The sequence below is a fragment of the Curtobacterium sp. PsM8 genome (assembly GCF_030433875.1).
GTDB lineage: Bacteria > Actinomycetota > Actinomycetes > Actinomycetales > Microbacteriaceae > Curtobacterium.
The window spans coordinates 1-6,948 of record NZ_JARUXD010000112.1; the positions used below are offsets into that span (position 1 = coordinate 1).

Here is a 6,948-nt window from a genome sequence, read left to right on the forward strand (position 1 = left end):
CCCCCCCCCCCCCCCCCCCCCCCCCCCCCCCCCCCCCCCCCCCCCCCCCCCCGGGGGGCGGCCGCTTCTCTGGCGGATCAGGTCGTTCGGCGCGACCCCGGTCCTCGGGCCGACCGAGGTGGATGCGTGCCCCGGTCCACCTGAGGACTTGCGGGAACTGATGCGACGGCGCGGGGAGTCACCGAGTCGTGCGCCGACACAGAAGAGGGCAGCCGGTTCACGGGCTGCCCTCTTCTGTGGGTCGCGATCGGTCGTCGTCTCAGCGTTCCGAGATCGGGAGGACCTTGGTGTGGCTCCCGAGTTCGTCGAAGTCCGGCTCGGCGCCCTCGTAGTAGATGGTGTTCCGATCGCCGGCGCTCGTGATGTTCTCGACGCTCTTGACGACCACTGTGTTGTGGTCGCCCTCGACCGTCAGCTGCTTGGTGTCGCCGATGGTGATGTGGTTGCGGTGGCCCAGGACCTGGAAGGTGTCGCAAGCAGGCTGCTCGTTGTGCTGGCGGTCCGCTTTCAGCAGTGCGACGCCCTTGGTGCAGGTCGCGACGTGTGCGGTCGGGGTGCTGCTCGTGCTCGGGGTGGGCGCGGGGCTTGCCTGACTGCAGGCGGTGACGCCGGTGATGACGCCGAGCGCGAGGACGCCGGCGATGAGGGGAGTACGCATCGAGGTCTCCTTCGGGTTGATCAGTCTGGTCAGGGCCGATGGGCGGGGAGTCGAGCTCCCCGCCCATCGGTGTGGCGGCCGCAGCGGATCGACGAAGCCACCCGGGTGGTGCTACTGCGTCGGCGTGATGGTGAACGCCGGGAAGGTGGTGGTGCTGCCGCCGACCGTCTGCGTCGGGGTGAAGGTGTACTTCCCGTTGCCGAGGTACTTCGTGACTTCCCAGTTGCCGTCGCGCTTGACCTCGGTCGTGACCTTCGCCAGCCCGGCACCCGGGTCGAGGACGACCTGTGCGCCAGCGGTGCCGGTGCCCCGGAAGACGGCGGAGGAGTTCGGCGTGAACGTGTCGCCGTCCTGGTGGCTCGTCACGGCGAAGTCCTTGTCCACCGGGTCGGCTTCGCCGTTGAGGTGCAGCGTGGCACTCCCGTTGAGCTGGCCGTTGGTGGTCTGGCGGATCTCGAACTCGTACACGCCGGAGCCCAGGTAACGGTTGACCTCCCAGTCCCCGTTGTCCTTGACGGTGGTCGTCAGCGTCGCCAGAGCAGGGTTCTTCGGATCGAGAGTGATCGTGCTACCGGCGGCACCGGTGCCGGCGAACCGGACGGTCTCGTTCTTGTGCGTCGAGTCGGCCTCAGGGGACGTGACGGCGAACGGCTTGGTCACCGCGGCGGACTGGTTCACCCGGATCGTCGTCCGACCGGTCTCGCTGCCGCCCTTCGCCTGGATGATGTCGAACTCGTAGGCACCCGTCCCGAGGTACCGGTTGACCTCCCAGAGCCCGTTCTTCTTGACCGTCGTCGTCACGGTCGCCAGGGCAGGGTTCTTCGGGTCGAGACTGATGGTGCTGTCGGGCGTCCCGGTCCCGGAGAACGTGACCATCTCGTCCTTGTGCTGGGAACCGTTCGCCGGAGCGGTGACCGCGAACGGCCGATCGACGGCGAGACCTTCCTCAGTGAGCTCGATGCCGTCGACACGGCTGACCTTGTCACCCTTCGCGGTCTGAACCACGTCGAACTCGTAGGTGCCGACGTTCATCGGGCGGTCGATGTGCCACTTCCCGTCGTAATCGACGGTGGTCTCGAAGTCGGCGAGGGCGAAGAAAGCGTCGAGGACGACCTTTGCGCCGGGGGTACCGGTCCCTTCGAACCGGACCGTGGAACGTGCCGGGTATGTGTCGCCGGACTTCGGCGAGGTCAGTGTGACCTCGGTGACCGGTGCGTCGCGGGTGATGGTGACCTGGGCGGTGCTGGTGGTGTTCCCCTTCGCGGTCTGCGTGACGACGTAGGCGTGCTCACCGTCCTGGATCTTCTCGATCGGCAGAGAGTACTCCCCGTCGCGGACCGTGCCCTCCGCGACCGTCTTCCCGTTCTCGCTCACGACGATCCGCGCGTCGTTCGCGCCGGTCCCGGTGACCGTGGCGGAGGAACCCGCGATCGTGGACGAGCCGTCGACCTCGGCCGTGACGGCGGCGCCGAAGTCGGCGACGACGTCGGTGGACTTCGAGGAGTTGTCCTTCGTCTCGGTCAGCGTCAGCGTGTGCTGTCCGGGGCCCTGGGAGGGGATCGGGATGTCGAACGCGCCGTTCCCGTTCGCCTTCCCGGTGGCGACCTCGTCATCTCCGTTCTTGATCGAGATGTCGATGTCCTTCTCGGCCGTACCGACGACGTGGGCCTTGTCGCCCAGACCACCGGGGAACGTCACCGAGCCGTTGATGGGGGCGATGGTGGACTTGCCCGGGTTCACCGTCACCTCGGCGGTGGTGATGTTGTTGCCCTTCGAGACGCCGGCGACGACGAGCTGGTACTCGCGGTCCTCCAGGTCGTTCAGCACGATGCGGTAGCCGTTGGTCGCGGTCGCCTGGCCGAGGACGACCCGGGGGTTGCCCTTCTCGTAGACGCGGATGAGCGAGTTCGTCTGAGCAGTGCCCGAGACGACGAGCGGCTGCCCGGCATCGAGCTCCGCGCCGTTCTCCGGGCTGGAGACGGCGACACCGGCGCCGTAGGGGATCGTGACGTCCTGCGGAGTCGCGTCCTCGTTGCGGATCTCCTGCGTCGCGGTGAGTTCGTAGTCACCCGCGGCGTTCGGGGCGTTGACGGGGACCTCGAAGGAGCCGTCCTCACCGGTCATGGTCGTCGCGACCTGCTTGGTGCCGCTCTTGACCTTGATGGTGGTGTTCTTGCTGGCCGAACCGGTGAGCTTCGCGACCGCTTCGACGTTCGCTTCGGAGAGCTCCGGCTGGACCGACAGCGGCGTGACCGGCAGGTCCACGTCGACGTCGCTCTCGGCGATGAGCTCAGCGCCGTTGTAGGCCTTGAGGTGCACCGACGTGTTGCCCAGTGCGAGGGCGCTGAGGGCCTGCGACCACTTGCCGTCCTTCACGGCGGCGTTGTAGGTCTTCTTCTTGCTGTCCTTGTCGAGGTAGGAGACCTCGACGTCGGTGGCGTCGTCCGGTGCCACACCATCGAGCTGCGCCGTACCGGCCTCGAGGTCGACGTCCTGCACGTCGGCGCTCAGGCCGGCGAGGGTGGTCGGCAGATTCACGAACGTGTTCTCGGCTGGAACCTCTTTCGTGCTCGCGAAGACCGGGCCGACCCTTCCTACGGTGATGACCTTCGACGTCAACCAGGCGCCTTGGGTGCTGGATCGCGCCCGAAGCGTTCCGTCCTCCGCGCTGAACTCGCCATAACTCTCGGTGGTGCAACCGCTGAGAATTGCCGCACCCACGTACTTGACCGGGGAGCTCGAAGCGAGAAGTCCATCAACCCTCAGGCAGGTCGTCAATCCGGCTTCATCGCGGGTGCGGATCTGCCAGAAGTCCTTACCGTCAACTGTCCTGGCGAAGTGAGCGGTGAGCGGGGCGGCGCTCCGCTTCGCTTCTTCCATGGTGTCGGCCGTCTTGACGACCCCGTAGGAGGCGGCGCCGGGCCCGACGCCAGCGAAATATTCGTACCCGGAGTCGGTCTTCGAGATGAGCTGGAAGTGCGCTCCTTCCTCGCCCACTTCGTACTCGTGCGTCGACGACGCCTTGGTCTCGGTCGCGGCGCCGGCCGGCATGATGCCGAACCCGAGTCCGCTGATGACGGTCGTCGCGGCCAGGACGCCAGCGCCCAGCTTCCCGACGGTCTTCTTCTTGGCCATCTGTGTGGTGTCTCTCTGTTCGTGATGGGACATCCCGGACCCCACAGCTGCGGAGTGTCGGGAGCGGATCAGGCCGCGACTCCGCGGCAGACAGCAAATATATCACATCTGAATACGGAATAGCACTAGGGTCCTCCTGACCACGTTCCCTGAGGAAGAGGACATCGATGCACCGTCCACCCCTGATCCGCACCGCGACGCTCGCTGCCGTCGGCCTGACGATCACTGCCCTGCTGGCACCGGCGGCAGCGACAGCAGCGCCGACAGCCCCGACGACCCCGACCGCGCCCGCAACACAGGCACCCGCCCCACAAGGCCGCACCGTCGCCAACCAGCCCACCGGCGTCAGCCTCACCGCGATCGACTCCCGGACGTACCGCGTCACCGGCACGCCGCACTGCGGCCTGTTCGAGTCGCCGTGTCAAATCCACGTCGGCAACGTCGGCGGCGACTACCACTGGGACGGCGGGACCTCGACCGCGGTGTTCGCCAACTGGCGCTACGGCGAAGCGAAGACCCCGGAGTTCTGGACCTACGGCTGCACGCTGTTCGGCTGCAAGGACTCCGCGCACGTCCGGGGCAACCCGGTCGTCCGTCCGTTCCCGGACCAGAAGCTCACGGCGAGCGTCGTGCGGCAGGACGACGCGCAGCGGACCGTGACGGTCAGCGGCAACGCGACCGGCGGCGCCGAGGTCCGCCGGAACGACAACCGGATCGCGACGGCGACGTCGGCCGACCCGGGGGTCTGGAGCGCGACGGTCTCCGGGCTCTCGGTCGGCTGGAACACCCTCGTGTTCGAGCAGTACGTCCGCGGCACCTACAAGGGCCAGGCGCTCGTCTCGGTCCAGATCGCTGCGCCGACCCAGCCGGAGCGCATCGTGGGGGACAGCGGCAGCGCCACCCTCGAGCGCGCCGCGACGACCTCGGTGTCGGCCTCCTTCACCCCGCGCTCGGCCTTCTCGACGCCGTCCGGGTCCATCGAGTTCCACGCCCCGGCAGGCACCACCTTCGCGTCGGGCCAGGACCGACAGCGCGGGCAGCGGTTGTCGGGCGGCTCGTGGTCGGACTTCAGCGGGGACACCCTGGTGAGCGGTGTCCGGTCCGCGGACGGTCGGACCTACCGGTACTCCCTGGCGAACCGCGACTGGGGTGTCGCGAACGGCCAGCGGTTCCGCTTCACCATGGGTGTCGAGACGCCGCTGGGCATCACCCAGACCTCGAGCTCGATGACGGCTCGCCTGGTCGGGTCGATCGCCGCCGGGTCGTTCGACACCACGGCGACGGTCCGCACGACGGTGAACGACAAGGCCCTCACCGCGCGGGTGACGGACGTCGACCAGTCCGCGCGCAGTGCCATGCTCGAGGGCACCACGCCAGCCCGGACGACCGACCTCGAGATCACCTGGACCCGCAACGGTCAGCAGACGACCCGGCGCATCCAGCCGACGAGCCCGGGAGCCTGGACGGCCGCGCTCGACGGGCTCGAGTACGGCGCGAACACGGTCCGGGTCGAGGCCTTCGTCAACACCACGTCGATCGGCTCGACGGACGTGCAGGTGGCGGTCCCGCGTCCGGACTTCAGCGCCACCGCCCGGTTCGATGACGACGTGGACGTCCCGGTCGTGGTCGGTGGCTCCGGTGCCACCGGGTCGACCGTCGAGTTGTTCGACGGGCAGACCAGCATCGCGGTCGTCCCGGTGCGTGACGGACGATGGGAGGTCTCGCTCCCTGCTCCGGACCGCGGTGGTGTGCGGACGCTCCGAGCCGAACAGCGCCAGGGCAGCCAGGTGACCGACCGGGCCGACGTGTCGATCGACTACGGCGCCGCCGTGCGGATCACCTCGCCCGGGGACGGCTTCATGGTCTCGCCGATCTTCCCGGAGGTCCTGGTGACCGGTCGCGCAGCCGACGGGGCGATCGTCACCCTGACCGACCGGAACGCGCCGGGCGTCGTCCTCGGTCGGGCGGTGGCCCGTGACGACGGCACCTGGGCGATCAGGACGCCCGCCCTCGACGACCAGGACCACCTGCTGGTGGCTACGGCTCGTTCCCGTGGCGCGAACACCACGACGACGACGCTGTCGATCGTCGGTACTCCCTGACCGGAGGCCGTCACCAGGGTGCGCCGACCGGCTCCCGCGGGACCGGTCGGCGCACCCTGCTGGGAGCTCTCGGAGCGCTCGCTGAGGGGCGGGGAGTTGGATGGAGGGCATGACCACCGTTCCGAACATCACGCTCAACGACGGACGCACGATCCCCCAGCTCGGCTTCGGCGTCTACCAGATCGATCCCGCCGAGACGAAGGCCGCGACCCTGGCCGCGCTCGAGGTCGGGTACCGCCACATCGACACCGCCGAGATGTACGGCAACGAGAAGGAGGTCGGCGAGGCCATCGCGGAGTCCGGCATCGACCGTTCCGAGATCTTCGTCACGTCGAAGCTCAACAACGGCTTCCACGCCCCCGAACTCGCTGCCGAGAACGGCAAGAAGTCGGCCGACCTGCTCGGCGGCTACACCGACCTGTTCCTCATCCACTGGCCCCTGCCGACCGTCTCGGACTTCGTCCCGACGTGGAAGGCCCTCGAGGAGCTCTACCACGCCGGCACCAGCCGCAGCATCGGTGTGAGCAACTTCCAGGCCCACCACCTCAACCGCCTCGCCGCGGAGACGACCGTCACCCCGGCCGTCAACCAGATCGAGGTGCACCCGTACCTCGCGCAGGAGGAGCTCCGCGCCTACGGCCGCGAGCACGGCATCGCCACCGAGGCCTGGTCCCCGATCGCACAGGGCCTCGTCCTCGACGACGAGACCATCGTCCGCATCGCCGGCGCCACGGGCAAGACCCCGGCGCAGGTCGTCCTCCGCTGGCACATCCAGCGCGGTGACATCGTCTTCCCGAAGTCGGTCACCCGTTCGCGCGTCGAGGAGAACTTCGCGATCTTCGACTTCGAGCTCTCCGACGAGGACATGACGGACATCACGGTGCTCGACAAGGGCCACCGCACCGGCCCGGACCCGGACACGTTCGACTACGTCCCGGCGTAGTCCGATCCGACACGACGAAGCCCCCCCCCCGCTGGGGGGGGGGGGGTGGGGGGGGGGCGCGGGGGGCGGCGGGGGGGGGCGCGGGCGGGACCCGGGACGTGGCGGGGGGC

At 68.8% G+C, this 6,948-nt stretch carries 4 protein-coding genes; 2 read left to right on the forward strand and 2 right to left on the reverse strand.

What is annotated here, in order from left to right; genetic code table 11:
• Window positions 1-259: 259 nt before the first annotated feature.
• Both QCD68_RS16520 and QCD68_RS16525 read right to left on the reverse strand, forming a co-directional pair.
• Complete coding sequence (locus QCD68_RS16520) at window positions 260-658, reverse strand: DUF3060 domain-containing protein (protein ID WP_301223805.1); 399 nt, start codon at window positions 656-658, stop codon at window positions 260-262.
• A gap of 111 nt (window positions 659-769) precedes the next feature.
• Complete coding sequence (locus QCD68_RS16525; protein ID WP_301223806.1) at window positions 770-3,793, reverse strand: Ig-like domain-containing protein; 3,024 nt, start codon at window positions 3,791-3,793, stop codon at window positions 770-772.
• A gap of 167 nt (window positions 3,794-3,960) precedes the next feature.
• Here QCD68_RS16525 and QCD68_RS16530 point away from each other — a divergent pair, with 167 nt between their 5' ends.
• Window positions 3,961-5,895, forward strand: coding sequence for a hypothetical protein (locus tag QCD68_RS16530; protein ID WP_301223807.1), 1,935 nt, complete (start codon window positions 3,961-3,963; stop codon window positions 5,893-5,895).
• Window positions 5,896-6,004: 109 nt separating this feature from the next.
• Complete coding sequence (locus QCD68_RS16535; RefSeq protein ID WP_290156389.1) at window positions 6,005-6,838, forward strand: aldo/keto reductase; 834 nt, start codon at window positions 6,005-6,007, stop codon at window positions 6,836-6,838.
• Window positions 6,839-6,948: the final 110 nt, after the last annotated feature.

Coding starts and splice junctions, on each gene's coding strand:
- QCD68_RS16520 (WP_301223805.1), bottom strand. CDS start 658: ATGCGTACTCCCCTCATCGCCGGCGTCCTCGCGCTCGGCGTCATCACC.
- QCD68_RS16525 (WP_301223806.1), bottom strand. CDS start 3,793: ATGGCCAAGAAGAAGACCGTCGGGAAGCTGGGCGCTGGCGTCCTGGCC.
- QCD68_RS16530 (WP_301223807.1), top strand. CDS start 3,961: ATGCACCGTCCACCCCTGATCCGCACCGCGACGCTCGCTGCCGTCGGC.
- QCD68_RS16535 (WP_290156389.1), top strand. CDS start 6,005: ATGACCACCGTTCCGAACATCACGCTCAACGACGGACGCACGATCCCC.